At 62.2% G+C, this 26,747-nt stretch carries 30 protein-coding genes; 11 read left to right on the top strand and 19 right to left on the bottom strand.

Translation table 11 applies throughout. From position 1 onward, the window contains the following. Positions 1-97: 97 nt before the first annotated feature. Complete coding sequence (locus RA24_RS11260) at positions 98-2,056, top strand: lytic transglycosylase domain-containing protein (RefSeq protein WP_019297262.1); 1,959 nt, start codon at positions 98-100, stop codon at positions 2,054-2,056. Here RA24_RS11260 and RA24_RS11255 read toward each other — a convergent pair. Together RA24_RS11255 and mnmD are read right to left on the bottom strand one after the other, a co-directional pair. After that, the gene (locus tag RA24_RS11255; protein WP_019297263.1) at positions 2,030-2,938 is read right to left on the bottom strand and encodes a DMT family transporter; all 909 of its coding nucleotides are present in this window, start codon (positions 2,936-2,938) and stop codon (positions 2,030-2,032) included. The two genes, RA24_RS11260 and RA24_RS11255, sit on opposite strands and share 27 nt — an antisense overlap. Then, the gene (mnmD, locus tag RA24_RS11250; protein ID WP_039149552.1) at positions 2,935-3,603 is read right to left on the bottom strand and encodes a tRNA (5-methylaminomethyl-2-thiouridine)(34)-methyltransferase MnmD; all 669 of its coding nucleotides are present in this window, start codon (positions 3,601-3,603) and stop codon (positions 2,935-2,937) included. Before mnmD ends, RA24_RS11255 begins: the two co-directional genes overlap by 4 nt. Positions 3,604-3,661: 58 nt before the next feature. Between mnmD and RA24_RS11245 the strand changes: the two genes are divergently transcribed. Next, positions 3,662-4,702, top strand: coding sequence for an NAD(P)/FAD-dependent oxidoreductase (locus tag RA24_RS11245; protein WP_019297265.1), 1,041 nt, complete (start codon positions 3,662-3,664; stop codon positions 4,700-4,702). Positions 4,703-4,848: 146 nt separating this feature from the next. Here the strand turns inward: RA24_RS11245 and RA24_RS11240 are convergent, their stop codons facing one another. The 4 genes from RA24_RS11240 to RA24_RS11225 all read right to left on the bottom strand — a co-directional run bounded on the left by RA24_RS11240 (position 4,849) and on the right by RA24_RS11225 (position 8,193). Next, entirely contained in the window at positions 4,849-5,391 is a 543-nt protein-coding gene (locus RA24_RS11240; RefSeq protein ID WP_039173725.1) for an NADPH-dependent FMN reductase, read from the bottom strand. 174 nt (positions 5,392-5,565) lie between these two features. Further along, entirely contained in the window at positions 5,566-6,225 is a 660-nt protein-coding gene (locus RA24_RS11235; RefSeq protein WP_019297267.1) for an OmpA family protein, read from the bottom strand. 138 nt (positions 6,226-6,363) lie between these two features. Then, positions 6,364-7,053 carry a helix-turn-helix transcriptional regulator gene (locus RA24_RS11230; protein WP_019297268.1) on the bottom strand — a complete coding sequence of 230 codons (690 nt, stop codon included), beginning with the start codon at positions 7,051-7,053 and terminating at the stop codon, positions 6,364-6,366. A gap of 270 nt (positions 7,054-7,323) precedes the next feature. Next, positions 7,324-8,193 carry a methylated-DNA--[protein]-cysteine S-methyltransferase gene (locus tag RA24_RS11225; protein ID WP_039191552.1) on the bottom strand — a complete coding sequence of 290 codons (870 nt, stop codon included), beginning with the start codon at positions 8,191-8,193 and terminating at the stop codon, positions 7,324-7,326. A gap of 157 nt (positions 8,194-8,350) precedes the next feature. Between RA24_RS11225 and nth the strand changes: the two genes are divergently transcribed. Together nth and RA24_RS11215 are read left to right on the top strand one after the other, a co-directional pair. Continuing rightward, complete coding sequence (gene nth / locus RA24_RS11220) at positions 8,351-8,995, top strand: endonuclease III (RefSeq protein WP_019297270.1); 645 nt, start codon at positions 8,351-8,353, stop codon at positions 8,993-8,995. A gap of 61 nt (positions 8,996-9,056) precedes the next feature. Then, positions 9,057-10,049, top strand: a complete 993-nt coding sequence (locus RA24_RS11215) for an adenosine kinase (RefSeq protein WP_039149559.1) — start codon at positions 9,057-9,059, stop codon at positions 10,047-10,049. A 132-nt stretch (positions 10,050-10,181) separates the two neighbouring features. Here the strand turns inward: RA24_RS11215 and RA24_RS11210 are convergent, their stop codons facing one another. Beyond that, positions 10,182-10,667, bottom strand: a complete 486-nt coding sequence (locus RA24_RS11210; protein WP_019297272.1) for a MarR family winged helix-turn-helix transcriptional regulator — start codon at positions 10,665-10,667, stop codon at positions 10,182-10,184. A gap of 75 nt (positions 10,668-10,742) precedes the next feature. Here RA24_RS11210 and RA24_RS11205 point away from each other — a divergent pair, with 75 nt between their 5' ends. Then, on the top strand, positions 10,743-11,612 hold the full coding sequence (locus RA24_RS11205; protein WP_039149562.1) for an EamA family transporter: 870 nt from the start codon (positions 10,743-10,745) through the stop codon (positions 11,610-11,612). A gap of 6 nt (positions 11,613-11,618) precedes the next feature. On the opposite strand, the gene RA24_RS11200 is transcribed toward RA24_RS11205, so the two are convergent. After that, positions 11,619-12,134 carry a hypothetical protein gene (locus RA24_RS11200; protein WP_237754587.1) on the bottom strand — a complete coding sequence of 172 codons (516 nt, stop codon included), beginning with the start codon at positions 12,132-12,134 and terminating at the stop codon, positions 11,619-11,621. 7 nt (positions 12,135-12,141) lie between these two features. After that, positions 12,142-12,624: an RNA pyrophosphohydrolase gene (locus RA24_RS11195; protein WP_019297275.1), complete on the bottom strand. Its 483-nt coding sequence runs from the start codon at positions 12,622-12,624 to the stop codon at positions 12,142-12,144. A gap of 138 nt (positions 12,625-12,762) precedes the next feature. Between RA24_RS11195 and RA24_RS11190 the strand changes: the two genes are divergently transcribed. Further along, complete coding sequence (locus RA24_RS11190) at positions 12,763-14,790, top strand: NADPH-dependent 2,4-dienoyl-CoA reductase (RefSeq protein WP_039191550.1); 2,028 nt, start codon at positions 12,763-12,765, stop codon at positions 14,788-14,790. A 136-nt stretch (positions 14,791-14,926) separates the two neighbouring features. Here RA24_RS11190 and RA24_RS11185 read toward each other — a convergent pair whose 3' ends face one another. From RA24_RS11185 to RA24_RS11175, 3 genes are all read right to left on the bottom strand, one after another. Further along, positions 14,927-15,271 (bottom strand): antibiotic biosynthesis monooxygenase family protein, encoded by a 345-nt coding sequence (locus tag RA24_RS11185; RefSeq protein ID WP_019297277.1) that lies wholly within the window; start codon positions 15,269-15,271, stop codon positions 14,927-14,929. Continuing rightward, on the bottom strand, positions 15,268-15,603 hold the full coding sequence (locus RA24_RS11180; protein WP_039149566.1) for an NIPSNAP family protein: 336 nt from the start codon (positions 15,601-15,603) through the stop codon (positions 15,268-15,270). The genes RA24_RS11185 and RA24_RS11180 overlap by 4 nt, the downstream gene beginning before the upstream one ends. A gap of 76 nt (positions 15,604-15,679) precedes the next feature. After that, on the bottom strand, positions 15,680-16,123 hold the full coding sequence (locus RA24_RS11175; RefSeq protein WP_039149569.1) for a DUF4399 domain-containing protein: 444 nt from the start codon (positions 16,121-16,123) through the stop codon (positions 15,680-15,682). Positions 16,124-16,319: 196 nt separating this feature from the next. Between RA24_RS11175 and RA24_RS11170 the strand changes: the two genes are divergently transcribed. Both RA24_RS11170 and RA24_RS11165 read left to right on the top strand, forming a co-directional pair. Further along, a complete protein-coding gene (locus RA24_RS11170; RefSeq protein ID WP_237754586.1) occupies positions 16,320-17,231 on the top strand; it encodes an AEC family transporter in 912 nt (303 codons plus the stop codon). Positions 17,232-17,394: 163 nt separating this feature from the next. Continuing rightward, positions 17,395-18,306: a LysR family transcriptional regulator gene (locus RA24_RS11165; protein WP_019297281.1), complete on the top strand. Its 912-nt coding sequence runs from the start codon at positions 17,395-17,397 to the stop codon at positions 18,304-18,306. A gap of 286 nt (positions 18,307-18,592) precedes the next feature. Here the strand turns inward: RA24_RS11165 and RA24_RS11160 are convergent, their stop codons facing one another. Then, on the bottom strand, positions 18,593-19,384 hold the full coding sequence (locus RA24_RS11160) for a class II aldolase/adducin family protein (protein ID WP_019297282.1): 792 nt from the start codon (positions 19,382-19,384) through the stop codon (positions 18,593-18,595). 95 nt (positions 19,385-19,479) lie between these two features. Between RA24_RS11160 and RA24_RS11155 the strand changes: the two genes are divergently transcribed. Then, entirely contained in the window at positions 19,480-20,403 is a 924-nt protein-coding gene (locus tag RA24_RS11155; RefSeq protein ID WP_039191548.1) for a GlxA family transcriptional regulator, read from the top strand. Positions 20,404-20,550: 147 nt separating this feature from the next. On the opposite strand, the gene RA24_RS11150 is transcribed toward RA24_RS11155, so the two are convergent. The 5 genes from RA24_RS11150 to RA24_RS11130 form a co-directional block, all read right to left on the bottom strand. Continuing rightward, on the bottom strand, positions 20,551-21,423 hold the full coding sequence (locus tag RA24_RS11150) for an OmpA family protein (protein WP_052269583.1): 873 nt from the start codon (positions 21,421-21,423) through the stop codon (positions 20,551-20,553). Between the two features lie 41 nt (positions 21,424-21,464). Continuing rightward, a complete protein-coding gene (locus RA24_RS11145; protein ID WP_039191546.1) occupies positions 21,465-22,037 on the bottom strand; it encodes a peroxidase-related enzyme in 573 nt (190 codons plus the stop codon). Positions 22,038-22,042: 5 nt separating this feature from the next. Then, a complete protein-coding gene (locus RA24_RS11140) occupies positions 22,043-22,768 on the bottom strand; it encodes a GNAT family N-acetyltransferase (RefSeq protein WP_039191542.1) in 726 nt (241 codons plus the stop codon). After that, a complete protein-coding gene (locus RA24_RS11135) occupies positions 22,765-23,496 on the bottom strand; it encodes a competence/damage-inducible protein A (RefSeq protein ID WP_019297287.1) in 732 nt (243 codons plus the stop codon). The genes RA24_RS11140 and RA24_RS11135 overlap by 4 nt, the downstream gene beginning before the upstream one ends. A gap of 64 nt (positions 23,497-23,560) precedes the next feature. Beyond that, positions 23,561-24,097 carry a TetR/AcrR family transcriptional regulator gene (locus RA24_RS11130; RefSeq protein WP_039191794.1) on the bottom strand — a complete coding sequence of 179 codons (537 nt, stop codon included), beginning with the start codon at positions 24,095-24,097 and terminating at the stop codon, positions 23,561-23,563. 97 nt (positions 24,098-24,194) lie between these two features. Here RA24_RS11130 and RA24_RS11125 point away from each other — a divergent pair, with 97 nt between their 5' ends. Both RA24_RS11125 and sfsA read left to right on the top strand, forming a co-directional pair. Then, the gene (locus tag RA24_RS11125) at positions 24,195-24,950 is read left to right on the top strand and encodes an SDR family NAD(P)-dependent oxidoreductase (protein WP_039173707.1); all 756 of its coding nucleotides are present in this window, start codon (positions 24,195-24,197) and stop codon (positions 24,948-24,950) included. 38 nt (positions 24,951-24,988) lie between these two features. Beyond that, entirely contained in the window at positions 24,989-25,684 is a 696-nt protein-coding gene (gene sfsA / locus RA24_RS11120) for a DNA/RNA nuclease SfsA (RefSeq protein ID WP_039173705.1), read from the top strand. Between the two features lie 27 nt (positions 25,685-25,711). On the opposite strand, the gene RA24_RS11115 is transcribed toward sfsA, so the two are convergent. Then, the gene (locus RA24_RS11115) at positions 25,712-26,608 is read right to left on the bottom strand and encodes a mechanosensitive ion channel family protein (protein ID WP_039173703.1); all 897 of its coding nucleotides are present in this window, start codon (positions 26,606-26,608) and stop codon (positions 25,712-25,714) included. Positions 26,609-26,747 lie beyond the last annotated feature (139 nt).

Genomic DNA, 26,747 nt, shown 5'->3' with positions numbered 1-26,747 from the left:
CCGTCAAGATACGGAATGCCGGTGATTTGAGTTGATACCGGCACGCCAATGAGTAACGTTCAAGCCTCTATCCCCGGACCGTTGGAAAATGCAAGAGATGACACGCATCCTGGCCCTTATTCTGCTGATTGCGGCTGCCCTGCCTGGGGCATCTGCCCAGGCGCGCGACCTGGGCAAGGCGCTGGACCTGATGCGGTCGGAGAAGTGGGCAGACGCAGCCCGCGAGGCAGGCAAGCCGAAAAGCGTGGCACACGATATCATTGAATGGCACCGGCTTCGGGCTGGGCTAGGTTCCGTCAGCGATGTGATGGCGTTTCTTCAGCGGCGCCCGGACTGGCCTGGACTGGACTACCTGCGCCGCCAGAACGAGGACGCCATTGCCGCCACCGGGCGTGAAACTATTTTGGCCTTCTATGCCAAGCAGCGTCCGCAAACCGCCGAAGGTGCGCTGAGCTTGGGTAAGGCCCTTATAACAGACGGCCGCCACGGCGAAGGTGAGGCGGAAATTGTGCTGGCTTGGCGTACCATGGCAATGGGCAGCGCTATTCAGGATCTCTATCTGCGGGACTTCAGCAAGTTGCTGAAGCCGCACCATGCCGCCCGGCTGGACCGGCTCTTGTGGGAGGATCATCTGGTCAGTTCCAAGCGGATGCTGCCGCTGGTGCCCGAGGGTGAGCGCAAACTGGCCGAAGCCCGCATTGCCTTGCAGGAGCGTGCCGCCGGCGTGGATGCAAAAATCGAAGCCATTCCCGCCAGCCTGACGGGTTCAGCTGGACTTGCTTATGACCGTTTTTCTTGGCGCGACCGCAAGCGGCTGCAGGAGAGCGCGATAGAAATGCTGTTAGATCGCAGTACCAGTGCCGATAACCTGGGTGAGCCGGAAAAATGGCTGCGCCGCCGCCGTGATCTGGCCCGCCAGGTGATGCGTGACGGCGAACATGAGCGCGCCTACCAGCTTGCGGCCTATCATTTCTCCACGCCCGATGACGGTTACGGCTATTCCGACTGTGAATGGCTGGCAGGTTACATCGCATTGCAGAAGCTGCGCGACCCGGAACTGGCTGCGGTGCACTTCCAGCGCTTTCTTTCCTCCGTCGAGACCCCGATCTCGATCGGCCGCGGCGGCTACTGGCTGGGCCGGGCCTATGCGGCAATGGGAGAGGCCGACAAAGCACACGAGGCTTATGCGAGGGGTGCAGAATATCAGACGTCTTTCTACGGACTGCTGGCCGCCGAAAAACTGGGACGCCCCTTTGATCCTGCCCTGGTGACACCCGCCCCCATGCCGGACTGGCGCGAGGCGGCATTCATGCAGTCCTCGGTGGCAGAGGCCGGGTTGCAACTGCTGAAAGCTGGCGATCTGGCGCTGGCCGAGCGCTTTCTTACTCATCTGGTCGAAACCCTGCCACCGGTACAGGCGCGCCAGCTGGGACAGATGGCAGTGGACATGGACCAGCCGCATCTGGCTGTGATGATCTCCAAACGCGCAGCCCGTGGCGGGGTAGAGCTGGAGGGCGCCTACTACCCGCTGCACCCCGTTGCCAAGCGGCAGCTTCCAATGGCCGAAGAAATGACCTTGGCTATTGCGCGGCGGGAAAGCGAATTCGACCCGGCGGTCATAAGCCATGCCGGTGCGCGCGGACTGATGCAGGTAATGCCGGCAACGGCCAAGCTGGTGGCGACCGAGCTGGGCATCCTGGCAAACCACAAGACGTCCCGCCTGACAGCGGAATGGGACTACAACGCCAAGCTGGGGGCCAATTACCTGGCAGGCCTAGCCGGCAAGTTCCGCGGCAACGTGGTGATGATGGCGGCCGGCTACAATGCCGGCCCGCACCGCCCCATTGCCTGGATGGAACGCTATGGCGATCCCCGGGACGGTGACCCCGATATCGTTGACTGGATCGAACACATCCCCTTCAACGAGACCCGGAACTACGTGATGCGTGTGACCGAAAGCCTGCCTGTCTACCGCGCGCGGCTGGGCAAGAAGCCGCTGCCGGTGCCGTTTTCAAAGGAGCTGAAGGGCTCAACCCTTCACGCGTTCGCGCCATAGGGTGAACAGGCCCGCGGCGATGATGATGCCCGCACCGATGGCGACATTGGTGCGGATCACCTCGCCGAACACCGCCATGCCCAGCATCGCCGCCCAGATCAGGTGGAAATAGGCGAAAGGCTGAACTGCGCTGGCCTCGGCCATTTCATAACACTTGATCAGCAGCCAGTGGCCGGTCACGCCCGAAACGCACAGCAGCGCCATCCAGAACCAGTCGCCCTGGCTCATCGGCTCCCAGAACCAGATGCCGATTGCGGTCATGAAGACCATGCCGGCAACCCCGGTCCAGAAGAAACTGGTGGCGGTGCTGTCCTTGCGCGCGGCGTAGCGCGTCACCAGCCCGTAAACGGCAAACATCAGCGCCGAGATGAACGGTATCACCGCGGCCGGGTTGAACACGCCCATGCCCGGCTGCAGGATAACCAGCACCCCGATCAGGCCGACGCCGATCGCCGCCCAGCGCCGCCAGCCGACGCTCTCGCCTAGAACCGGGCCGCTCAGCGCTGCCACCAGCAGCGGATAGCAGATGAACACTGCCTGGCTCTCGATCAGGCCGAGCACGGTAAAGCCATAGACCGCCACGCAGATTTCCCCGACCAGCAAGACGCCGCGGAAGATTTGCAGCCACGGCTGATCCGTACGGGCTGCCTCCTTGATCCCGCCTTGGGCCCGTGCCGCAAGGAACACGACAAATGCGGCAAAGAACCAGTAGCGGACCATTACGACCATGTAGGTGTTGTAGGTGCCCGCCAGGTGGCGCGAGATACCGTCCTGCAGGGCAAAGACGATGGTGGCGCCGATCATCAGCAGAATACCCAGCGGCACGTTGTTCTGTTGCACCCGAGGCTGAGGCAGGCTTTTGGGCTGTGGAACCATGCTCATCGCAGTACCGCCTTTGTCATATGCCGCTTGCGCCCGTAGCCGGGGATGCGGGTCACTTCAAATCCTGCCGCTTCCAGCCCGCGGCGGACAAAACCTGCCGCCGTGTAGGTCGCCGCCGAGCCGCCGGGCGCGGTATGCGCCGCAACCTCCGCCATCAGCGACTCTTCCCACAGTTCGGGATTCTTGGCCGGAGAAAACCCGTCCAGAAACCAGGCATCCGCCTGCCCTGTCCACTCCGGCAGCGACATCCGCGCGTCGCCCTGGATCACCTCCAGTTGCAGACTGCCCAGATCACAAGCCCCGGTGCCCTGCCACTTGGCCAGAAACCGCTGCGCCCAGGGGGCGACCGCAGGAAACGCCTCCAGTGCCTTGGCCATGTCGGCGGGCACCATCGGAAAGGCTTCGAAACTGGTAAAGCGCAATGGCTCTTCCTGCCCTGCCGCTTCCCAGGCACGCCAGGCCGCCAGCATGTTGAGGCCGGTGCCGAAGCCGAGCTCGGCGATATGAAAGCCCAGCGCAAACCGCGATGGCAAATCGTTACCGGCCAGGAACACATGCTCCGTCTCCGCCAGCCCGTCCTGGATCGAAAAATAGGGATCATCAAACTGATCCGACACTGGAACAGTGCCATCGCGCCAGCTGAGGCGGGCCTGCTGGTCTGCCATGCTATAATCCCCTAAGTGAGTGTTTGGAACGGCGCGACACTGGCGAAAGGATACCGAAATGGCAATGGCAGATGTAACGGTGCGAGGGGCGGGTATTTTCGGCCTGTCGATCGCCTGGCTCTGCGCCCGCCGCGGCGCGCATGTGCAGGTGGTGGACCCATTCGGCGCAGGTGCCGGCTCCAGCGGCGGCCTGGTCGGCGCCCTGGCCCCGCATGTGCCGGAGAACTGGAATCCCAAGAAACAATTCCAGCTAGAAAGCCTGCTGATGGCAGAAGGCTTCTGGCAGGAAGTTGAGGCCACCGGCGGTGTTTCTCCCGGCTATGGCCGCACCGGGCGCTTGCAGCCCATCAACGACGAGCGCTCCCTGGAGCTCGCCCGCAGCCGCGAAATCTCAGCCCGCGAACTGTGGAGGGACGAGGCCGAATGGACTGTCTGCAAGGCAGACAGCCTGGGGCCCTGGGTACCACCCAGCGCCACCGGCTATGTCATTCACGATACCCTCAGCGCCCGCATGCACCCCCGCCGCGCCTGCGAAGCGCTGGTCTCCGCCCTTGCGGTTATGGGTGTGGAGATACAGGCCGAGGCTCCGGACCAAGGCAAGGTAGTCCACGCCAAGGGTTACGCGGGCCTCTTGGAACTGAATGAAAGCTTCGGCAAAACCGTCGGCGGCGGCGTCAAGGGCCAGGCGGCACTTCTGCGCTTCCACGAAGGCGAAGTGCCGCAGCTTTATGCGGACAGCCTGCACATCATCCCGCATGCAGACGGCACCCTGGCGATCGGCTCCACCAGCGAGCGGGAATTTGACGACGGAAAAGCTACCGACGCTCAACTGGACGACGTGATTGAGCGCGCCCGCGCAGCGGTGCCGGTGCTGCACGGGGCTGAGGTGATCGAACGCTGGGCAGGTGTCCGCCCCCGTGCCAAGTCACGTGCCCCGATGCTCGGAGCCTGGCCTGGGCGGAACGGCCATTACATCACCAATGGAGGTTTCAAGATCGGTTTTGGTATGGCTCCCAAGGCCGCCCATGTGATGGCGGACTTGCTGCTGGAGGAAAAAGACAGCATCCCAGTGGGATTCCGGGTGGAAAACAACTTCTAACACCCGTTTTGATGAGCAAACCTGTTCCTTGAAAGGTTTTCAGCGGGTTCCCGGCGCCGCGCTGGCGGCGCCGCATCCAAGCCGCCAATCGGCCCCAAGGGAAGCTTCAATCGCGGGAGCATGCAACCTGCCTGCCCCCTTCACTTTCAACGAGACGCTTCGGCCCGCAGCTTCTGCATAAGCTTGGTTAGTGTGGCTTCATACTGCTCACTTGTCAGCCGCCCCTGTTCGTCGAATTGCTTTCCAGACGCCGCTAGGTGCACCTCTGGTCCGGTAATCAGCCTCGGCTGAAACGGCACCAGAAAACCGCGCAGGATCATCTGCGCCCGCTCGCCCCCGGCCCGGCCTGCCGCCGCCGACATCACTGCCACAGGTTTGTCCGCCCAGGGGCTGCCCTCGGTGCGGCTGACCCAATCGAGCGCATTCTTCAGTACTCCCGACGGCCCCTTGTTGTATTCCGGCGTAGAGATCGCCACCACATCCGCAGCCGCAATTTGATCCGCAAGAGCCTGCACCGCAGGCGGGATCCCCTCTGCCGCTTCCGCATCGCCATCATAGAGCGGCAAGTTCAGATCGGCTTCCACGACAATGGCCGGGCCGAACACCCGCGCCGCTTCAGCCAGTAGCCTGCGATTGGTGGCCTCTCGGCGCAGCGAGCCGGAAATGGTCAGCAGGACAGGGTCAGCCATGGGGAGTTCCTTCTGTTAGCGTCTCGTGTTGCCCCATCATGTAAGAGGCCGCCTCCAGCATGAAACAGCCATACCCGCGCAAGCAATGTGCAGCGTTGCGTAAAGCCGCTACACCGGAACGAAAACAGCCCATCCCTTGCGGGACGGGCTGCAATTCGTGCCGCCAGGGCCAGGTCAGGCGGCTTGCGGGATCACCACCACCTCGACGCGGCGGTTGCGGGCCTTGCCTTCCGGTGTCAGGTTCGAGGCCACCGGCTGTTCCTCGCCGCGGCCGATGATGCGCATGCGGTGATAAGGCACACCGCCAGCTGCAATTTCACTGGCGACTGCATTTGCCCGGCGCTCAGAAAGGCCCTGGTTGTAACCTGCATCACCATCGCTGTCGGTATGGCCGATAACCTGGATGGTGCTGTTGGGGTATCGCACGAGGCTGTTCGCCACGCGGCGCAAATCGCCCTGCACGGCCGGCGAAACCGCGGCACTGTCAGTGGCAAATGTCAGATCGTTCGGGAATGACAAGATCAGCCGATCGCCAGTATTGACGATGGTGATATCATCGTTCGACAGGTTCTGGCGCAGCTCGCGCTCCTGCGCATCGAGCTGATTGCCAATCACGCTGCCGGCGGTCGCACCAACCAGCGCACCGGTCACCGCACCTAGGCCGCGATCGGAATCATTGGCAATCGCACCAACGCCAGCGCCGATGATACCGCCAAGAACCGCACCCTTTTGAGTGTTGCTGCCCGGAGTGCCGACAGTTGCGGGATCGGTACAAGCGCCAAGTGTCAGGGTTGCGGCGACAATACCAGCCGTGGTGAGTTTCATCTGCATCATAAAATTGCCTTCTGCTTTCCAAGCTCCGGGCAGCGCCCGGCAGTCTGCTCGAATATCGGGATGTCGCGCCACGTTCTCAAGGCAAAGCGTTTTCATTTAGGCGGATTACCGCGCAAAAAACGAAAAACACATGCATTTTCAGGGCGCAAAAGCAAAGTTCCAGCCCTCCTGTTCCATCCACAGTTTACGCAAGGCAGCAGCCTCGGCGGCGAAATCCACTTCCCGCAATTCCGCGGCCAGCATCCGGTCAGTACGGAAATGCCTGAAACCGCCACGCAGCTCGCACCAGGCAGCCAGCATGGTGCACTCGATGTGATAAATCAGGGCAAGCGGCCGCAAGGTGCGGCGGCTTTCACCCCTTTCAGGGCTAAGATACGTCAGATGCAGTTTGCGGCTTTCCCGCACTGCCTGGCGCAGCAGGGCCTTGGAGACGCAACCCTGCTGCGGGTCATCCAGCGGTGCACCCCAAGGGGCAACCTGCAGCCAGTCGGCGGTCGCATGCACATCCTTGATCTTGTGGCTCACCCGCTCCGCTGCTTTCTGCAAGGCTCCATCGCCCGTGCGCATCAGCATCGCCAATCCCACATGCAGCGCCTCCAGCTCCTCCTCATCGAAATTGAGCGGCGGCAGATCATAGCCCTTGCGCAGCATGTAGCCGATCCCTGCTTCCCCCTCCACCGGAGTGCGCATTGCCTGGAGGGCAACGATGTCCCGGTAGATGGTGCGTTTGGACACTTCCAGCTGTGCCGCAAGATCCTCTGCCCGCACCGGTGCTGAGGCGGAACGCAGGATTTGGATGATCTCGAACAAACGGCCGGTGCGGGGCATTGGCGGGGCTCCAGTGACATTCTGCTGACACACTAACACACACCACTGACAACAGCATGTCAGCAGAGGTCTGATTTTCTGGCCACCGGAAAAGGAGGAACCCTATGCTGAGCTATGATTGGATTGTGATGATTACCCTGGGTCTGGACCGCTGGGACAGCAGGCAACGTGCTTTTACCCCGCATGAGATTGAGCGTGAGGAAGCGCGAAAGCGCCACGAAGCCCGACAGGCCTTTAAGCCCGCAGCACCTAGCCTGCTGCAGCGCCTATTCAGCCGGCAGCGCACATATCACCTGCCGCAGCCTCCTCATCCCGCGCAGCCTCAAAGGCGAGCATCGCGCGTTTGACCGGAAGCCCCCAGTGATAGCCGCCCAGTGCGCCGGATTTCCGCAAGGCGCGGTGACAGGGGATCAGCCAGCTGACAGGGTTGCGTCCGACTGCTGTGCCAACTGCGCGCACGGCCTTGGGGGCGCCGATGGCATGGGCCAGTTCTGAATAAGTGGTAACATGGCCTGACGGGATGCGCAGCAGCGCTTCCCATACCTTGATCTGCAAAGGTGCACCGATCATGTGCAGCGCAGTTTCCCCCTTTTGGGCAAAGGCGGCCTCCGCCAAAGGGCGCAGGGCAGACGGGTCCTCAATGAACTCAGCCTGAGGCCAGCGGGCGCGCATATCGGCCATGGCAGGTTCGGCGCCAGTCTCGGCAGCAAATGCCAGTCCGCAAATACCCTTTTCCGTGCCCATCACTAGAGCAAGCCCAAAGGGGCTGTCAAACCAGCCCCAGAAAATCTGCAGGCCGTCCCCTTTGCGGGCATATTCGCCAGGGCTCATCGCCTCCCAGCGCAGAAACATGTCGTGCAGCCGCCCTGATCCCGACAACCCCACCGCATGCGAGGCCTCCAAAGTGGTGAACCGGTCCCGCAGCAGTGCCTTTGCGTGCCCCAGGCGGAGGTACTGCTGGTAGCGCTTGGGAGACACACCAACCCAGGCCGAAAACAAACGCTGGAAATGCGCCGGGCTCATATCCATGCGGGCCGCCAGCTGCTCCAGCGTCAGATCCTCGCCGCCATCGTCGATCAGCTCAATCGCCCGGCGCATGACACCATAGTGATAGGAGTTTTCCCGCGCTTCGATATTCATCGGTCCAGCCTGTTTCGTGGTTGTGTATTCAACATACTCCGGCCCAACACTGCAATCGACCCGGAACTTGCGGGTTTTCCTACTAGGCAGGAGCCCGCAGCAGGAAAGGCGCAATTTCAATTGCTCTTTGACACCCGCTCTGTACATATGGCGCGCGATGGCAAAGCAACTCGATTATCATACGCTGCGCGAGATCTTCACGCGCTTTCAGGCAGCCGAGCCCGAACCCAAGGGTGAACTGGAACACGTCAACGCCTACACGCTGGTCGTTGCGGTTGCACTGTCGGCACAGGCAACCGATGCAGGGGTCAACAAGGCGACCCGTGAGCTGTTCAAGATTGCCGACACCCCGCAAAAGATGCTGGATCTGGGCGAGGAACGCCTGATCGAGCATATCAAAACAATTGGCCTCTACCGCAACAAGGCCAAGAATGTGATCAAGCTGTCCAGGATCCTGGTCGAGGACTACGGCGGCGAAGTCCCGAATTCCCGCGCTGCGTTGCAATCCTTGCCCGGCGTGGGGCGTAAAACGGCCAATGTTGTATTGAACATGTGGTGGAAACAGCCTGCGCAGGCGGTGGACACCCACATCTTCCGAGTCGGCAACCGCTCAGGCATTGCGCCGGGCAAGGATGTGGATGCCGTGGAACGCGCGGTGGAGGATAACATCCCCGCGGATTTCCAGCAGCATGCCCATCACTGGCTGATCCTGCACGGCCGCTATCACTGCAAGGCGCGCAAACCGATGTGCGGAACCTGCATCATCCGCGATCTCTGCATGTTTGAAGACAAGAACCTGTAAACTTTTTGAGCGGCATAGTCGCCTGAAATGACACCGCTTTGGAATTCCCCGAGGAGGGACCATGACCAAGACCTACCAGCTCGTCGGCATTGGCAATGCCGTGGTGGATGTGATTGCGCAATGCGAGGACAGCTTCCTGGCTGAACAAGGCATTGAAAAAGGCATCATGCAGCTGATCGAGCGCGACCGCTGCGAAGAGCTTTATGCGGCAATGGGCAACCGGGTTCTAACCCCTGGCGGCTCGGTCGCCAATACCATCGCCGGCGCCGGCGCGCTGGGGCTGCAGTCAGCCTTCATCGGCCGCGTCCGTGACGACGCGCTTGGAAAATTCTACGCCGATGCAATGAACAACGAGGGCGTCAGCTTTGTGAATGCGCCGGTAGCGGACGGCGAGATGCCGACCTCGCGGTCGATGATCTTTGTCTCGCCGGACGGTGAGCGTTCAATGAACACCTACCTTGGAATTTCGTCGGAACTGAGTTCCGACGACGTGCCCCAGGACGTGGCCGGCAACGCCCAGATCATGTTCCTGGAAGGCTATCTGTTCGACAAGGACAAGGGCAAGACCGCCTTTCTGGAAGCGGCCCGCGACTGCCGTGAGGGCGGCGGCAAAGTTGGCATTTCGATCTCCGACCCGTTCTGCGTCGAGCGCCACCGGGCCGACTTCCTGAACCTGATCAGCAACGAGCTGGATTTCGTGATCGGCAACCAGGACGAAATCTGCGCCCTGTTCGAAACCAGCGACCTGGAAGAAGCAATGGCCAGGACCGCCGCGATCTGCGCGCTGGTGGTTTGCACCCGTTCTGGCGACGGTGTGACTGTGTTGAATGACGGCGTGCGTGTCGACGTGCCGGTCGAAACGATCACACCGGTTGACGCGACTGGTGCAGGCGACCAGTTCGCTGCCGGTTTCCTGTTCGGTCTCGCCACCGGCCGCAGCATGGAAGTCTGCGCTCGAATGGGCTGCATCTGTGCAGGCGAAGTCATCCGCCATATCGGCCCGCGCCCTGAAACCAACGTGCGGCACCTGCTGGAAGAAGCCGGGCTGGTTTAATCCCGCCGGACACTCCCGCCCGCCGGAACTGCACCTCGCGGTGCATTTTCGGCCCTTGGGCGTAGCGCGGCGCGGCTTTGCCGCCCCGCGCAGCCTGCCTGCGGCAGGCACACGGGCCTACCGGTTCCAGCCTCAGCTGTCAGCCGACAGCTGCGCCTTGCTCAAAAGCACTTTGAAGGTCTCAACGTCCTGCCCGCTCATTGCGCTCAGCAACCGTGTCTGGGTCTCAACATGGGCTGTGACGGCCCGATCGATCAGGGCAAAGCCTTCTTCTGTCAGCCCAACCAGAAAACTGCGGCTGTCCTCCGGGTTCACCTCGCGCTTGACCAGCCCGTCTGCCTCCAGCCGGTCGATGCGGTTGGTCATAGTGCCGGACGCCACCATTGTCGCCTTCAGCAGATCGCCTGGTGACAGCGTGTAAGGCGCACCCGACCGGCGCAAGGTGGCCAGCACGTCGAACTTGGCCGCATTCAGCCCGAACTCCGCGAAGGTTTTATGCATCTCACGCTGATAGGCCAGATACAGCCGCGCGACCCGGCCAATGATGCCCATAGCCGTCACATCCAGGTCCGGCCGCTCCTGCCCCCATTGCTGGGTAATAAAATCTACATGGTCCATGCCACCGGTTTAGGTATTTACATCTTGACGTCAAGATAAAATCCATTATCTCGATATCAAGATAAGGAGAAACACATGCCGATCCGGACCCTTCTGCTGACAGCGCTGGCCCCTGCCATCTGGGGCAGCAGCTACATTGTGACGACAACTTTTCTGCCCGGCCACTCACCGCTGGTGGTGGCGCTTCTCAGGGCGCTGCCCGCGGGCCTGCTGCTGCTGCTGCTGGTGCGCCAGTTGCCGCCGCTCAGCTGGCTGCCGCGGCTGATGGTTCTTGGAGCGCTGAATTTCTCGCTGTTCTGGGTGCTGTTGTTCCTCTCCGCCTACCGTCTGCCCGGCGGGGTCGCCGCGACGCTGGGCGCCGTGCAGCCGCTGATCGTGGTGTTCCTGTCCGCCTTGCTGCTGCAGACGCAGATCCGCCCTGCTGCCGTTGCCGCCGCGCTTCTAAGCATGGCAGGTGTTGCCTTGCTGGTGCTGACCCCGGCCGCCAAGCTGGACACGCTGGGTGTCCTGGCCGGTCTCGGCGGCGCCTTGTCGATGGCCGCCGGCGTTGTTCTGACCCGGAAGTGGCAGCCGCCGGTGCCGCCGCTCACCTTCACCGCCTGGCAGCTGACCGCGGGCGGGCTGCTGCTGGTGCCTCTTGCGCTGTGGATGGTGCCGGAGATGCCGGTCTTCACGGCTGTCAATATCATGGGCCTTGCCTACATGAGCCTCATCGGCGGTGCGCTGACTTATATCCTGTGGTTCCGCGGCCTCGCCCGGATCGACCCGTCGCAAGTCTCGCTGCTCGGCGTCCTGAGCCCGCTGTCTGCCGTGATCCTGGGCTGGCTTCTGCTGGGGGAAACCCTGACGCCCAACCAGATGCTGGGCGCCACACTGGCCCTGTTCAGCCTCTGGCTCGGCCAGGTGCGGCTGCGGTCCCGGCCCTCCGCAACGGCAGCTGAATAACCAGTATCACCGCGGCACGGCCGGTTCACAGGCCTTGCCGCGGTGGCAACCCAGAACCTGCCGCCGCACGTTGGAGGTGTCGTCAAACGCAAACCCGCCGCAGGCGTTGGCCCGGACCACCAGCTCCTGCCCGCGCTGCTCGGCAAAGACTACATAGCCTGCACCGGACTTCATGCCGCCGCACCATGGTCCGAGGCACTCCACCTCAATAACCGCAGGCACACTAACCCGGGTTGAGAAATACTTTCCGTCCAGCAGCTTGCCTGAGAGCTGTGCCGGGATGCGGGTCAGCGGCGGGGTGTCATTGGGATTGCCCGAATGGGACTTAGGCAGCTGGCTTTCGTCAAACCGCAGTTCACCCGCAATGACATTAAAGACGCTGTCCGAATTCGCGGCATGCAAATAGGCGTCCGCAGGGCCCCAGGGCAGGCAGCTGAGGGCAGCAGCGGGGCCGACGGCAACAGCCAGAATACACGCGGTCAGGGCAGCACCGGTTCCGGCAGGTCGAAAACAGGCTCGCATATCCATCTCACAGATACTCCCGGAACTCTGCCACCACCCGCGCATAGACCTCGCGCTTGAACGGCACGATCTTCTCCACAAGGCTCTCCACCGGCTGCCAGCACCAGGCCGAGAACTCCGGATCATCCGTCTCGATATTGACCTGATCATCCGTGCCGAGAAATCGCATCAGATACCATTTCTGCTCCTGCCCGCGGTATTTACCGCCCCAGAAGCTGGGCACCACATCATGCGGCAGGTCATAGGGCAGCCAGCCGTTGCTTTCGGCGATGATCTCTACCAGATCAGGCGCCACACCGGTTTCTTCCTCCAGCTCGCGCAGCGCCGCAATCCGCGGGTCCTCGCCCGCGTCAATCCCGCCCTGCGGCATCTGCCAGGCATCCTTGTAGCGGTCCTTGCGCTGGCCGACGAACACCGCGCCCTCGGCATTGATCAGCATCACTCCGACGTTGGGGCGGTAGGGCAGCTTGGCAATCTCTTCCGGCGTCATCAGGCTCTCCTCAACATGGGTTTTCTCAACCTTAGACCGCTTGCCGCCGGGGCACGCAAGGGGGTGACGCGGCGTTTGGCCGTGACAAGGCGGCCCGCGCCCTTGATCCTAGGGCCAATTGCCAGGGAGAGTTTCAAGATGACTGCGTACCCCAACCTGCTTGCCCCGCTGGATCTGGGCTTTATCACGCTGAAGAACCGGGTGCTGATGGGCTCGATGCACACGGGGCTGGAGGAAACCGGCGACTGGAACCGCGTTGCTGAATTCTATGCCGCGCGCGCCCGCGGCGGGGTGGCGCTGATGGTGACGGGCGGGATCGGCCCGAACCTGGAAGGCTCGGTGCTGCCGGGCGCCTCGATGATGACCTCACCCAAAGACGTCGAAAACCACCGCGTGGTGACCGACCGTGTGCATGAGGCCGGCGGCCGGATCGCCATGCAGATCCTGCACGCAGGGCGCTATGCCTACGGCCCCAAATGCGTGGCCCCCAGCCCGGTGAAATCGCCGATCTCCCCCTTCCCCCCGCATGAACTGGAAGAGGACGGCATCGAAAAGCAGATTGCCGACATCGTGAACGCCGCCCGGCTGGCACAGGAGGCAGGCTATGACGGCGTCGAGATCATGGGCAGCGAGGGTTACTTCCTCAACCAGTTCCTAGTCACCCACACCAACAAGCGCTCCGACCGCTGGGGCGGTTCCTATGAAAACCGGATGCGGCTGCCGATTGAGGTGGTGCGCCGCACGCGCGAGGCCGTGGGCCGCGATTTCATCATCATCTACCGCCTGTCGATGATCGACCTGGTGCCCAATGGCTCCACCCACGAGGAGGTGGTGCAGCTGGCGCAGGAAATCGAGAAGGCCGGCGCCACAATTCTCAACACCGGCATCGGCTGGCACGAGGCACGCATTCCCACCATCGCTACCTCGGTTCCCCGCGCGGCTTTTGCCTGGGTGACCAAGAAGCTGATGGGCAAGGTCGGCATCCCGGTGATCACCTCCAACCGCATCAACACGCCTGAAGTGGCCGAGCAGGTGCTCTCCGACGGCTGCGCCGACATGGTGTCGATGGCCCGGCCGATGCTGGCAGACGCGGATTTCGTCGCCAAGGCCGAAGCAGGACAGGCGGACCAAATTGCCCCCTGCATCGCCTGCAACCAGGCTTGTCTCGACCATACCTTCAGCGGCAAGCTCACCTCCTGTCTGGTCAACCCGCGCGCCTGCCACGAAACCGAACTGGTGATCGAACCTGCCTCAACTTCCAAATCTGTCGCCATCGTCGGCGCCGGTCCGGCGGGCCTTGCCACTGCCCTCACGGCTGCCCAGCGTGGCCACCAAGTGACGCTGTTTGACCGTGCCGATGAAATTGGCGGCCAGCTCAACATGGCCAAACAAGTGCCGGGCAAAGAGGAATTCTGGGGGCTGGTCGACTGGTACCGGACCATGGTTGCAGACGCCGGTGTAACCCTGGAGCTGGGTCGCGAAGTTGCAGCAGAGAATTTGACCGCCTTCGACGAGGTGGTGATTGCCACCGGCGTCACCCCGCGCGATCCCGCCATTCCCGGCCAGGACCAGGACAATGTGCTCAGCTACATCGACGTGCTGCGCCACAAGAAACCGGTGGGTCAGCGGGTCGCCGTGGTCGGTGCCGGCGGCATCGGCTTTGACGTCTCCGAATACCTGCTGGAAGAGGGCCACAGCCCCACCACCGATCTGCCCGCCTGGATGAAGGAATGGGGCGTCGCCGACCCGGCAGAGCACCGCGCGGGCCTTGCCCCCGAAGGCCCGCAGCCCGCCGCCCCTGCCCGGCAGGTTACCCTGCTGCAGCGCAAGGCCGAACGCCACGGCAAGCGGCTGGGCAAGACCACCGGCTGGATCCACCGGGCAACGCTCAAGATGAAGGAGGTGGAATTCGTCGGTGGCGTCAATTACGAGTGCATCGACGCGGAAGGCCTGCATGTGAGCTTTGGTGAGGCTCGCGAAAACCCGCGGTTGATCCCGGCGGACACCATCGTGCTCTGCGCGGGCCAGGTCTCTGAGCGGTCGCTGGCAGATCAGCTTGCGGAACGCGGTATCACCGCCCATGTGATCGGCGGTGCAGATGTGGCCGCGGAACTGGATGCCAAGCGTGCCATCAATCAGGGCACCCGGCTGGCCGCCAGCCTTTGAGAAGACATAGGCCTCCCGCCTGCGGCAGCCGGACTAGTCAGGCCCTGCCCGCTGTTGGACCCGGCGCACTTTCAAGGCGCCGAAGCCGGGCTGCAGTGTCCCCGCGCGCCCTTCAGGCGCCGGGCCCGCAAAGCGCTCAGCCGTGGGCCGCAATACTGTCTGCCGGGGCCTCATGCCGCGCCATCATGCCATAATCCCGGATCACCCCAGCAACCCTCAGCCTGTAGTCGGCAAAGATTCCAGCCCGGCCCTTACCTTGTGCCACGCGGTGCTCCGCCAGATGACGCCAGCGCTGCACCGCCGCCTCATCCTGCCAAAAGGACAGCGACAACAGCTTGTCCGGTGCGCTCAGGCTTTGAAACCGCTCAACGGAGATAAACCCCTCCATCTCCTCAAGCAGCCCCCGCAGCTCCGCTGCAATTTCCAGATAGGCATCCTTCCGCCCTGCGGCGATCTCCACCTCAAAAATAACGGCAATCATCTGCGCTCCCCCCCTCCGTTCCCATGCGGCGACGAAGCCAGCTTGAGCCATGTCCGGTCCTCGCGCAGCAGGAACCGCTCCTTCTGGGCGAACTCGTAATTTTCGCGCCCCAAGGGGTCTGCCGCCAGCCGCGTCCGGTAGGCCTCATACGCCGCCAGGCTGTCCACGTTGTAGATTCCGTAGGCCAGGGTCGAGGAGCCTTCATGCGGCGCATAGTAGCCGATCAGTTCAGCCCCGCAACGTGGGATCGCCTGACCCCAATTGCGGGCGTATTGTTCGAACTGCGCCTTTTTGGCGGGGTCAATGTGATAACGGATAATGCAGGTCAGCATGAGAGGCCCTTCGTTGGTTCAAGGCCTCCTGCCTAGCTTGCGCCAGCCAGCAAATGCTTCGCCGCAGACCGAACTGTCACTCGACGTTGATGGTGATTACTTCAGACACCACAGGCGATTCGTGCGGCACATGGCTGGCGTCGCCCAGCACCAGCTGAAGGGTGTGGCGGCCCGGAGGCAGCTCAATTGATGTCTCGGTTTGCCCGCCGCCAAAATGCACATGGTGCTCATCCGCAGGCAATCCGTACAGCAGCTCATCCGCGCCGTCTTCACCCTCGCCGATTGCTGGGCGGTCAATCAGCAGGTGGTGATGGCCGGTGTGCTCCTTCTCCGTACCCGCCGGGGCAACCCCCATCGCCGAAAGGCCAAAGACCACAGTCACCGGAGACGTGACAGTATCGCCATCCTTCAGGTTGACAAAATAGACCTTGGCATCCGGGTGCGACGGCGTGCGCTCCTGAGCCCCAAGCGGAGCAGCCAGGCACAGGGCGGCGGCAGTGGCGGCAAGCAAAACTTTCATAGCGGGTCCTCCAGCAATTTGTTCAACAAACAAAGTAAAGCTAGGCGTCCGGCAAGCAGCAGCAAACCCTTCGGCCGCAGCAAACGCACAATTTTGCGTCATCTTCACAGAAGCCCACTGTGCCGGCCCCCATTCCTCTTGCCCGCGCTATCCGAGGGCGGCAGTGTCACACCTGAACCGCAAGACGAGGGCATACGTGGTATTTGCAGTTATCCTGATGGGCCTGACCCCCAGCTTCCTGATGGTGGCTCTTGGCGGGCTGGTTCGCAGGCGGCTGTCACCGCAAGCCTGGCAAGGCCTGGACAAGTTGAACTTCGAGGTACTGTTTCCAGCGCTGCTGTTCTTTGCCGCCAGTGGCCGCCCCATTGCCATTGCAGACCTCGGCCGGATCGGGCCCGCAGTCTGGAGCATCCTCGCCCTGGCACTCGCCTTTGGTCTTCTGGCGCGCAGGGCCGGGCCGGAAAAATTCCTCGACTTTGCAGGCGCCTGGCAAACTGCCTGGCGTTTCAATACGGCCATTGCCTTTGTCGCCCTGCCTTCGATCGGCACGGAACTGACCGGCCAGATGGCGGTTGCCATCGGCATGGCCGTGCCAGTGGCCAATGTAATGGCTGTCTGCGCGCTGTCACGCGGCGGCAGCCTTTCGTTGCGCGAGACGGCAGTGAAAATCGCACTCAATCCCTTTCTGCTGGCCTCCGTTGCAGGTGTTTCTGTGGGACTTTCGGGTTACAAGATTCCTGCACCGATCCTGGCCCCAGCCGAGATGCTGGCCCATGCAGCGATCCCGATTGCGCTTCTGTCCATCGGCGCCACCATGAATTGGCGGGCGCTGGCGCGGCTCGACCTGTTCAACGGCTATCTCTGCCTGGTGCGTCTGGTGCTGGTGCCCGCCATTGTCCTGGCGGCTTGCCTGCTGCTGGGCAGCGATCCCGGCTTTGCCGCCGTGCTGGTGCTGTTTGCTGCCCTGCCCACCGCATCGGCGGCGCATGTGCTGGCCTCGGCCTTTGGTGCTGACCGCACACTGGCTGCCACACTTATTGCGCAATCCACCTTGCTCAGTGCGGTGACCCTGCCGCTATGGATTCTGACGATCAGGCTTGCCCTTTAAGGTTTCATTAACCCTCAGCCTTCGCCGCCCGCCGGCCAAGGGCAGCCGTTTCCACAGCGCAAACGATCCCGGCGAAACCTCGCAATTATCCCACCTCCGCCCCGATCTTGCCCGATTTCCCCGTCAGCTTCGGGGCAACACGGCTTTACGAGGATGGGTGAATATGGACCGACTGATGGAAATGGAGGCCTTTGCCAATGTGGTGGACCAAGGCGGCTTCACCGATGCGGCACGGAAAATGGGGATTTCCAAATCGGCCGTCTCCAAACATGTCTCCAGCCTGGAAGCCCGTCTCGGCGCGCGCCTGCTGAACCGCACCACGCGCCGGGTGTCGCCGACCGAGATCGGCCTTGCCTATTATGACCGCGCCCGCCGGGTTCTCAACGATGCAGGCGAGGCGGACGCGCTGGTCACCTCGATGCAATCGGCCCCCTCCGGTTTGCTGCGGATTTCCGTTGCCACCGACTTCGGCGTCAACCACCTGTCGCCGGTGCTGTCGGATTTCCTGCGCGACTTCCCGGATATCACTGTCAACATGGTTCTAAACAACCGCTATGTGGAGCTGATCTCCGAAGGCTTCGACATGGCCGTGCGGATCGGCGAGCTGGAGGACAGCTCTCTGCGGGCCCGCAAGCTGACAGAGACCACCAAGCGGATGATTGCCTCGCCGGAATACCTGGAAAAATACGGCCGCCCGCAGAAGATCGACGAGCTTAACAACCACAAACTGCTGCACTACTCCAGCCAGTCCAGCGGCAATGTCTGGAAGATCACCGCCCCGTCTGGTGAAAAGCGTCAGGTACGCACTTCCGGCTGGCTGTCGGTGAATGATGGGCAATCGCTGCTGAATGCCGCCATCTCCGGCCTCGGCATCGCCTATCTGCCCAGCTACCTTTACTCCGAGGCGCTGGAAGAAGGGCTGGTTGAGGACGTGATGCCCAGCCTGCCGGTTGAGACCCAGGGTATCTACGCGGTCTACCCGCCCGGTAAATTCACCCAGCCCAAGGTGCGGGCCTTCATCGATTTCCTGGTGGCAGCCTTTGCCGACCGCGACCCGTCCGAATGGAAAACCTGAACCGGTTCTAAGGAAAACCGGAACAAGACATCCCTCGAAGACCTGCCCCCGCGCCACTCGCGGGGGCTTTTTTAAGACCTGCACCTCAGGTCGGCCTGGCAGGATCAATCAGGCAGGCTCCCGCCCTTCCCGGATCAATCAAAGATTGATCTGCTCCCGTTGGGTCCAGCGCCGCTGCGCGTCGCACGCCGGACTCCAGCACGGCGCCGGACCGAAGGCTTGCTGAGGCATCTCTGATGTCGTGGCCAAGGCCCGGGAATCTCCGGACTGCAGCCCGTCGGCCCGTTCAGCCTTTGTAATGCGGCGCCTCCGCATCCAGGCGGCGCCGGATGGCATGCCATTCCAATTCTCCCTCGTAACCGTACCAGTCGCTGGCCGCCATGTCACTCAGGTGGCGCTTCTGCTCGCTTTCCGGAATGGTGCGGATCTCAACCCCGGGGCAGGCTGCCGCCTGCTGCACCTCCAGCTGAACCGCACAGGCCTGATCCAGGTAAAAGGACCGGAAAAACGCCTCCCCTGCCGTCCCCCCGAACACAAAGGCACCGTGCCATGCCTCGACCACGGCCTTCTTGCCGCGGCCCGCATCCAGCAGCCCGGCCAGGAAATCATCAGTGCATTCGAATTCATAGTCGGTGTATCCCAGCACATCGCCGCCACCGATCATCAGATAGGCCTGGCTGTAAGGGCCGACGCCATCCCTCTGCGCCGACACACCCATAATCGCCTTGGTGTGGATGTGCATGATGCAGTTCTTTTCCGGCTCTGCCTCAAAAAACAGCTTGCCGATCTCTGTGGCCGAGGGGTTCGGCTCGCCATTTTCAGGATTATGGTTTTTCCGGTCAAAGCCGACCTTGATCAGATTGGAGGCGGTCACCTCCTCATGCATCCAGCCGTAATGGTGAGTGATCAGCGCGTCCTCGCCGGGCACCCGGATCGCGTGCCACTGATTGGTCTGATCCGTCAGCCGGTATTTCACCAGCGCATTGTAAATCGCAGCCAGCTCGCAACGGGCCTCCCATTCGGCATCCGAGCAATTGGCCGGACGGCCCTGCAACGGGGTCGGGGTCATAACGGTCATTGGCGTTTCCTTTCCTGTGACTGCAAGAACCCTAGCGGCCTGGACTTCACCCGATTTGCATGGAAACGCCTGATACTTGCATATAACCTCCTGAAATGCCGAAAGTGAGCTTCATCCTGTTTCCAGAGTTCCAGATGCTGGCCTATGTGCTGGCCTCCGAAACTCTGCGCATTGCCAACAAGAATGCCGGCCGCCGACTATACACATGGGAGACGCTCAGCGCCACTCAGGCACCGGTACTGGCCTCTAGCGGACGGCTGGCCGCGCCGGACCGCAGTGGATGGGACCTCGGCGATACGCCCGATCTTGTGCTGCTTTGCGCCGGCTACGATCCGTTGCGCCACCTGCCGCAGGGGCTGCGTGCCTATCTGGCACGGGCCGCGCGCGCCGGCGCCGTGCTGGGCGGCATTGATACCGGCACCGTTGTACTGGCCCAGCTGGGCTATCTGGACGGCCATGAGGCGGTGCTGCACCACGAGGCCGAAGCGGGGTTCCGCGAGCGCTGGCCCGAAATCGAGGTCAGCGACCGTATTTACTGCTACGGCCGCCGCAGGCTGAGCGCCGTGGGCGGAACCGCTACCGGCGACGCAATGCTTGCCTGGGTCTCGGCCACCGCCCCGGAAGGGCTGGCGGCGGCGACCGCCGAAGACATGGCCCATGGCTCTATCCGCCCCCCGGATGTGCGCCAGCGGCTGCAGCCTTCAGCCGACCCGGTTCTGGGGCAGATGCATCAGATAATGCTGGAAAATCTGCAAGCTCCTTTGGCATTGACTGAGATTGCAGGGCGGCTCGGGCTCAGCCTGAAAGCGATGCGCCTGCGCTGCAAACGCGGGCTGGGCATGACACCGCAACAGGCCTATCTTCAGATTCGCCTGCAGCGGGCGCGCGAGCTGCTTCTAAGCACCGCAATGCCAGTCACAGAAGTGGCTCTGGCGACGGGGTTTGTCTCGCTGCCGGGGTTCTCGCGCCAGTTCAAGGCCATGTACCAGCGCAGCCCGCGCGGTATGCGCCGCTGCTGAGGCCCACCTGGACAATCCTCATTGCAACCGTTCTGCCAGCCGCCGGTGCAGAAAATCTGCGCCAAGCCTGCCCCCTCCAAGAAGGCTTGCAATCACTAAGACACCTGCGGGGGCGGGAGTGAATAGCAGCGTTCAGGGTACCGGCGCTCAATTGGCGAGAAGGACAGCCTCCACCCGCCGGTTGGCCTCTCGGCCCTCCGGGACCAGATTGCTGGCGATGGGTGCCAGATATCCGGCACCAGCCACGTCAATGCGCGTTCCATCAGCCTCATAGGCCTCAACCAGCCGCTCTTTCACAGACTGCGCCCGGCGTTCGGAAATGCGGGTGTTTTGCGCCAGCGAGCCCACCGAGTCAGTATGGCCCACCAGCAGCAGCCGATGCTGCGGAGTCGCGGCCAGATAGCCAGCCAATTCCTTCAGGCTGCCATACTGCCCCTCGCGCAGACGGGTAGAACCGCTCTCGAATACCAGATCTGTCAGCACCGCATGGCCGCGCACTTCCAGCACCTTGGCCAATTCTACCGGCCGCACCGGATCCGGTTCCGCCGGCGCTTGGACCACGGGTTTCGATAGGACTGGCACTGCGTCCGGCGGCCGCACACTGATCATTTGAACAAAGGCCGCACCGCCTGCCCGCGACACGAGAACAGAAACCGCTTCTCTTCCCTTGGCGGCCGACAGGAAGTGAAAACGGGAAATATCCACCATCATATCCGGCGTTGGCACCACTTCGATCCCGAACCGGAAGCCAAAACCGCCGCAATCACGCGCCGCGCAGTCTAGCCGCACTTCATAACCCTGCTCCACCAGCTGCTCCCGCAGCGGCGCCAGGATCTGCAGCACCGTGCCGCTGCCTTCCACGCGCCAGGTCCGGCGGTTAATCTGCCCCTCGAACCGCTCCGAAGGCACCTTGTCCGCGTCTTCCGGGCCAATGGGCAGCTGATAGACGCCAAGCGCAGTCGCCCGTTCAGAAATGGCAGTCGCATCAGCGGGCAAGGCAAGTTCCGCCGCATACAGCATTCCGGGCAGGAACGCTGCTGCCACCGCTGCAATCAGACGTCTTAACGGCACTGGCTGTGATATTCCGGATTGGGCACCATCGCGGTTGCGCTGGCCACCCGGTTCGACATGTTGAAGAAGCCTGCGACATTGGCGATATCCCAGATATCCCGGTCGCTAAATCCCGCATCCCGCAGGGTCTGGCGGTCCGCCTCCTCGATCTCTGCGCTCGCCGTGGTCATCCTGGCCGCAAAATCCAGCATCGCCCGCTGGCGCGCATCCAGCGGCGCCACCCGGTAGTTCATCACCAGCATCTCGCCCAGCTGCGGATCGCCGGACAACTGCCGCACGGCCGCGCCATGCGCCACCAGGCAATAGAAACAGCGGTTGATTGCAGAGACCACCACCGCAATCATCTCCCGCTCCAGCTTGCTCAGGCCGCTGTCCGCCAGCATCAAATCGTTGTACATGGCGGTGAAGGCGTTGAGCTTGGCGATATCAAAGGCATTTGCCTTCAGCACATTCGGCACAAAGCCCAGTTTCTCGACGCAGATATCAAAGTACTTCTGCGTTTCCGGCGGCAGCGGGTCCACTATCGGCAGGTCGAGGGCTGTGGGCTGGGTCTGGTCACTCATCGCGGTCAATCGCCTTGTTGCAAAATCCGGTAGTGGTACTGTCCAACACAGTCCATGCCGAGGGAAGCGTAAAGCCCGTTTGCACCCTCGTTACGTTTCGTACAGAGCACCGCCAGTTCGCTGGCGCCGTTTTCAAGAGCCCAGAAGGCGGCCTGACGCATCATCCAGGCGCCCATGCCGGCGCGGCGTTGATGCGGCAGGATTTCCAGCGCGTGAATCATCGCCACCCCGTCGTGAATGGCAACGAACCCTGCGCCCGCCGGTTTGTCCTTGTGGCGCCCCAGCAGCCCGGTTTTCGGACCTTGCACCCGCTGCATCACCGCCAGCCGCTCCGGCCCGATGCCCCCTTGCGCCCAGATCTCGCGCTGGATCGCCAGCGGTTCCCAGACGCAAAAGGCGGTAACACGGGGCACCGGGATATCTGTCAGCCGCTCCGCCGGGCAGGTCCACAGGTTAACCGGATCCTTCACCGCATAGCCGCGCGCCTCCAGTTGCGCGTCCAGCTCCGTCTCACCATCGCGGATCATGAACAGGCAGTCCTGACCCATAGCGCGCATCGCGTCCTCAGCCGCTGCAATCTCCACGTCAGACGCTGCACCGTTCACCGTCGTTGCCGACACACGGCTGCCGCCGCCCTGCCCTTCGCGCAGGGTGACAGGCCCAAGTTCGCGCAGCGATGCCGACGGCCATGTCGCCTCGGTCACGCCATAGTAACGGGGATCGGTGGTCACTGCTCCAGCTCCTTTGCCAGTTCGGTCATCGCCGCATCGACACGTGCGCCGTCAGTGCCGCGGATCACGACATTGGCGCCGAACGCGCCGTCCTTCTGGAACGGGTAGCAGCCCACCGATAGATCGCTATAGGCCTCTGCCAGAGAGCGCAGCGGAGCCGCGATTTCGCCCTCTCCCCGCAGCACCCGCAAGGTCTGCGACAGCATCGGTCGGCCGCCGGTCAGGGTCGGCATCACGCTTGCCACCATTGCCTGAAAGATCATCGGCACACCGGCCATCACATGCACATTGCCGATGGTGAACCCGGGCGCCGCCGAGACAGGGTTGTCAATCAGCACCGCACCGTCCGGAATGCGGGCCATCCGCAGCCGCGCCGCGTTCATCTCCAGCCCTTGGGTATCGTAATGCGCCTGCAGGATCGCGCGGGCATCGTCGCGCACATCCAGATGCGCTTCAAACGCCTTGGCAATGCAATCGGCGGTAATGTCATCATGGGTCGGCCCGATACCGCCGCTGGTGAACACATGGTCAAAAGCGCGTGACAGCGCCCGGACCGCGGCAATGATCGCCGCCTCATCGTCGCTCACCACCCGCACTTCCTTCAGATCGATGCCATGTTTGGTCAGCTCTCCCGCCAGGTAATGCATATTGGCATCGCGGGTGCGGCCGGACAGGATCTCATCGCCGATAACCAGCATGGCGGCAGTTGGGTTCGGCGTTGCAGGCATGAGCATCTCCCTTGGCTGAGTGCAAAAATACTCCGCCAGCAGAGCGGCACAAGGGCCAAAGCGACTAGGAAAGCCTCGCAACCGCAGCGTCGAACAGCGCCGCATCCTCCATGGCACGGGCCAGAATCATCGCGCCTTCCAGCGTGGCAATCATATGTGCCGCAGCCCGGTCCGCTGCATCCCGCTGCAACCCTTGTCGCTGGTAGACCTGCCGCAGCCATTCCAGGTTGCGGGCGAAAAATGCCCGGGTCGCGCTTGCGACCGGCCGCGGCAAATCGGCAATCTCGGCCCCGAAAACACCGCACAGGCACATCAGCCCGTCCTGTTTCAGAGCCGTGCCATACGCTGCAACATAGCGCTTGAGCAACTCCGCAGGCTCCGCCCCCTGGGGATCACCCAAGGCTATGAAAAAATTGTCAGAATAGCGTTCAGCCAGAGCCTCCCCCAAGGCATCCTTGGTTGGAAAATGATAGTGGACAGAGGCTGATTTGATACCGATTTCCGCAGCGATTTCACGGAAGCTGAAGGCGTTGTAGCCACCTGTGCGCGCGGCCTTCTCCGCAATGTCCAGGATGCGTTCCGCTGTGTCCGGCTTTGCCATGCTCAACCCCTCGCTCATCTACCTACCTACAGATAGGTCTTGACGGAATGGAGCACAACTCACATCTATCTACCTACTGATAGATAGGAGAATCACAATGAGTACTGAGACCGCATTGATCATCGGCGGATCGTCGGGAATGGGTCTGGAAACTGCCCGCCAGCTGGTAGAGGCGGGACATCATGTCACCCTCTTGGGTTCGTCTGCTGCCAAGTTAGAAGCTGCCAAAGCAGAACTTGGCTCCCTCGCAGAAGTCCGGAAAGTTGATCTGATGGACTTCGCAGCCGTTCAGACGCTGGCAGACGAGCTTAAGGCCGGCAGCAACCATATCAGCAAACTGGTCAACGCCGCCGGTGTCTTTGCCCCAAAACCATTTTTGGAGCATGGCCCCGAAGATTATGACCGTTACATGGGCCTGAACCGCGCCACCTTCTTTCTGACACAAGCCGCCGCAACCAACATGTCACGCAACGGCGGCGGCGCCATTGTCAACATCGGCTCGATGTGGGCAAAACAAGCGATCAAGGCGACCCCCAGCTCAGCCTACTCCATGGCCAAGGCGGGCTTGCACGCCCTGACTCAGCACCTGGCGATGGAGCTGGCAGACCATGGCATCCGGGTGAACGCGGTGGCCCCTGCGGTGGTGGTCACTCCGATCTACGGCGCATTCATACCCCCCGCACAGATCGAGGACGCACTGACCAGCGGCTTTGACACCTTCCACCCGATTGGACGCGTTGGCCGCCCGGCTGACATAGCCGCAACCGTGGTGCACCTGCTGTCAAATCAGACTGCATGGGTGACCGGCGCCATCTGGGATGTCGACGGCGGCGTCATGGCCGGCCGCAACTAGGGCTTTGCCGCCGGGCGGGGCTGGGATAGTCATCTGGCATGAACTTTGCCCAGCCCCTGATCCCCGCCACCCTGATCCGCCGCTACAAACGCTTCCTCGCCGATTGCCGGCTGGTAGACGGGCAGGAAATCACCGCCCATTGCGCCAACCCCGGCAGCATGATGGGGCTGGCGGATCCGGGCATGAAGGTCTGGCTGGAGCCCAACGACGATCCGAAGAAGAAGCTGAAATACGGCTGGCGGCTGGTGGAACACGCAGACGGCCATTTCACCGGCGTCGACACCTCGGTTCCCAACCGCGCCCTGCGGGCGGCGCTGGAGGCTGGGGAGGTTGCGGAGCTCGCCGCTTACAAGACTGTGCGAGCCGAGGTGAAATACGGCGCAAACAGCCGCATCGATTTCCTGCTGCAACAGGACGGCCTGCCCGACTGCTATGTCGAGGTGAAAAGCGTGACCTTGTCGCGCCAGCCCGGCCTTGCTGAGTTTCCCGATAGCGTAACCGCCCGCGGCACCAAGCATCTGGGGGAGCTGGCAAACATGGTGGAACAGGGCCACCGGGCGGTTATGCTCTACCTGGTGCAGCGCACCGACTGCGAACGCTTCCAGCTGGCCGCCGATATCGACCCTGCCTACGCAGATGCCTTTGCCAGTGCCTATGCCGCCGGGGTGGAGAAGCTGGTTCTGGGTACCCGGATTACCCCGCAGGGTGTTGAGGTCGCCGGACCGCTCTCATGAGAGTAACGGCCCGGACCGGGCGGTCGCTCAGGCTGCCTGATCCACTTGCTTCGCGTTCCCGCCTTCCTGTTCCGCTTCGGCCTGAACGATGGTCCTTGTCGGGAACGGAATGTCGACTCCAGCCGCATCCAGTGCTTCCTTCACCTTGCGTTTCATGTCGGCCTGGTACTGGAAGTATTCCTCTGCATCGACCCAGACCCGCACCAGAAAGTCGACCGAACTGCTGTTCAGTGCATTCACCTGGATGAAGGGCTCAGGATCGTTGTGCGACCGGCTGTCACCCATGATGGCATCCCTGATTGCCTTTTCGGCGGTTGCCAGGTTCGCCCCGTAGCCAACGCCAAAGACCCATTCAGCCCGGCGTGTGTCGAAGGACGAGTAATTGGTGATCGTGTTACCCCAGACTTCCGAATTGGGAATGATCACCTTGAGGTTGGACAGGCTGGCAATCACGGTGTTGTTCAGAGTGATTTCATGCACCGTGCCCATTTCGCCGTCCACTTCGATGAAATCACCCAGTTTGAACGGGCGGAAAAGGATGATCATGACGCCGGCCGCCACATTGGACAGTGCGCCCTGCATGGCCAGACCGATTGCAAGGCCAGCCGCACCGATCGCTGCAACGATGGACGTGGTCTTGACGCCGAAGGTGTTCAGAACAAACAGCACGGCAAAGGCAAGGATGACGTAGCGGGCCAGGTTGCCCAGGAAATGGAACAAAGTCACATCCAGCTTGGCATTGCTGTCACCCAGCTGCACGATCCGCCGCTTGACCCAGCCCGCAACGATGAAGCCGGCCAGCAAAATGACCACTGCTGCCACCACACTACCCAAAGCCTGCGCCAGAAATTCCAGCGTGACCAGATCCGCCAGCGACTTCCCGTCGTAAATTTCAGTTTGCATAAGGCTATTGACGCTGTCCATTCTGCTGCATTCCCCTCGTTGTCCAAGTAAAGGTTCAACTGAGAAAACGCATAGCTGCTGAAAAAGTTCCCGCACCCCCGGTCTGGCCCTTTCGCCCGGAACCCCTTACATAGCTACGCAACAAACGTGATGGAGCTCT

Origin of the sequence: Leisingera sp. ANG-M6 (assembly GCF_000813905.1) — a bacterium.
Lineage (GTDB): Bacteria > Pseudomonadota > Alphaproteobacteria > Rhodobacterales > Rhodobacteraceae > Leisingera.
This window is presented reverse-complemented; position numbering and strand designations above follow the sequence as displayed.